The sequence below is a fragment of the Streptomyces sp. NRRL B-1347 genome, from assembly GCF_000720325.1.
Classification (GTDB): Bacteria; Actinomycetota; Actinomycetes; order Streptomycetales; family Streptomycetaceae; genus Streptomyces.
Map to the genome: position 1 here is coordinate 1 of NZ_JOJM01000180.1, position 2751 is coordinate 2751.

Consider the following 2751-nt stretch of genomic DNA (forward strand, 5'->3'; position numbering starts at 1 on the left):
CGGGCCGTTGACGGCCGCGACCGAGACGCGCTCGCCCCACGCCGTCAACAGCTCCCGCACCTCGGCCTCGGGCAGCGGCACCGACACCATGCCGCCCTTACCGGACAGCTCACGAATCGCCAGGCTCCGCAGGGCGACGACACGAGCGGCGTCCCGCAGGGACAGGGCACCGGCCACGCACGCGGCCGCGATCTCGCCCTGACTGTGACCCACCACAGCAGCAGGCTTCACCCCGGCCGCCTGCCAGACCTCAGCAAGGGAGACCATCACGGCGAAGAGAACGGGCTGGACCACGTCGACGCGGTCGAAATTCTCGCCGCCCAGCTCCTCCAGCAGATCCCACGCCACGAACTCCGACAGGGCGTCCGCGCACTCCCGCATCCGCTCCGCGAACACCGGGCTGGAGTCGAGGAGTTCGACCGCCATACCGGCCCACTGCGACCCCTGTCCCGGGAACACGAACACGGGGCGCACGGTGTCGCCCTGGGCGCGGCCCACCACCACGCCCTGCGCGGCCGCGTCGTCCCGCTCCAGGCGCTCCAGGGCGGCGAGGAGTTCCTCGCGGTCCCGGCCGAGGACGACGCCCCGGTGCTCGAACCGCGAACGGGCCGCGGTCAGCGACCAGGCCACGTCGGCGGGCGCGAGGCCGGTGCGGGCGATGAGGTGCTCGCGCAGCCGTCCGGCCTGGGCCCGCAGGGCCTCGGGCGTCTTGCCCGACAGGGCCAGCGGGATCACGCCGGAGACCACCGCGGGGGTGTCGTCGGGCGCGGGCCGCTCGGCCTGCTGCGCCTCCTCGATGATCACGTGTGCGTTGGTGCCGCTGACGCCGAACGACGAGACGCCCGCGCGGCGCGGCGCGCCGTCCCGGTCGGGCCAGGCGCGGTCCTCCGCGAGGAGCTCCACGGACCCGGACGACCAGTCCACCTCGGGCGTCGGCGCGTCGAAGTTCAGGGTGCGCGGCAGGACGCCGTGGCGCATGGCCATGACCATCTTGATGACACCGGCGACACCGGCGGCGGCCTGGGTGTGGCCGATGTTGGACTTCACCGAGCCGAGGAGCAGCGGCCGCTCGGCGGGGCGCTCCTTGCCGTACGTGGCGATGAGCGCCTGCGCCTCGATCGGGTCGCCCAGGGGCGTGCCGGTGCCGTGGGCCTCCACCGCGTCCACGTCGGCGGTCGTCAGGCGGGCGTTGGCGAGGGCCTGGGTGATCACGCGCTGCTGGGACGGGCCGTTGGGGGCGGTGAGGCCGTTGCTGGCGCCGTCCTGGTTGACGGCGGAGCCTCGTACGACCGCGAGGACGGGGTGGCCGTTGCGGCGGGCGTCGGAGAGCCGCTCCAGGACGAGCATGCCGACGCCCTCGCCCCAGCTGGTGCCGTCGGCCGCCGCGGCGAACGGCTTGCAGCGGCCGTCGGGGGCCAGGCCGCGCTGACGGCTGAACTCCAGGAAGGTGCCCGCCGTGGGCATCACGGTCACGCCGCCCGCGAGCGCCATCGTGCACTCGCCCTGCCGCAGCGCCTGCGCGGCCAGGTGCAGCGCGACGAGCGACGACGAGCAGGCCGTGTCGACGGTGACCGCCGGGCCTTCGAGGCCGAAGGAGTACGAGATGCGGCCCGACGCGATGGCGCCCGAGCTGCCGGTGCCGAGGTAGCCGCCGAGGTCCTCGGGGACGCTGCTGAGCTGAGAGCCGTACTCGTGGTAGATGAGACCGGCGAAGACGCCCGTCGGGCTGCCGTGCAGGGTCGCCGGGTCGATGCCCGCGCGCTCGAAGGCCTCCCAGGAGGCCTCCAGGAGCAGCCGCTGCTGCGGGTCCATGGCGAGGGCTTCGCGCGGCGAGATGCCGAAGAAGGCCGCGTCGAAGTCGCCCGCGTCGTGCAGGAATCCGCCTTCGCGGGCGTACGTCGTGCCGACCTGGTCGGGGTCGGGGTCGTACAGGGACGCGGTGTCCCAGCCGCGGCCCTCCGGGAATTCGGTGATGGCCTCCTCGCCATCGGTGAGCAGCCGCCACAGGTCCTCGGGGCTGCCCACGCCGCCGGGGAAGCGGCAGCTCATGGCGACGATGGCGATCGGCTCGTCCGTGTGGCCCTGAGCGGCGGCGGGCGCCGTGCCCGCTGTCGCGGACTCCTCCAGGTCGCCGAGGAGTTCGCCGCCCAGGTACTGGGCGAGGACCTTGGGCGTGGGGTAGTCGAAGACCAGGCTGGCGGGCAGGCGGAGCGCGGTGGCGCCGTTGAGGCGGTTGCGCAGTTCGACGGAGGTCAGCGAGTCGAAGCCGAGCTCCTTGAACGCCTTCGTGGGCGCGACGTCCTCGCCGGACGCGTAGCCGAGGACGGCGGCCACCTGGGCGCGGACGAGGTCGAGCAGGGCGCGCTCGCGGTTCTCCGGTTCCAGCGCGGCCAACTGGTCGGCGAGCGACGACCCGGCCGCCGCGGGCCCGGCCTCGACGACGCGCCGGGCCTTGGCTCCGCCGCGGATGAGGCCGCGGAAGAGGGGCGGCACGTCGGCGCCGAACTGCTGCCGCAGGACGTCGGTGCGCAGCTTCATCGGCACGAGGGCCGCGTCGGGCTGTGCGAGGGCCGCGTCGAGCAGGGCGAGGCCCTCGTCGGCGGACAGGGCCGCCACACCCGCCCGGTTCATGCGGTCCAGGTCGTCGTCGGTGAGGGCTCCGGCCATACCGCCCTGGTCGGCCCACAGACCCCACGCGAGCGAGGTCGCGGGCAGCCCGAGCGCACGCCGGTGCTCAGCCAGGGCGTCCAG

At 74.5% G+C, this 2751-nt stretch carries 1 protein-coding gene; it reads right to left on the reverse strand.

The genetic code is table 11. From position 1 onward, the window contains the following. The coding region (locus tag IG74_RS0144195; protein ID WP_030689395.1) for a type I polyketide synthase at positions 1-2751 on the reverse strand (2751 nt) is incomplete at both ends.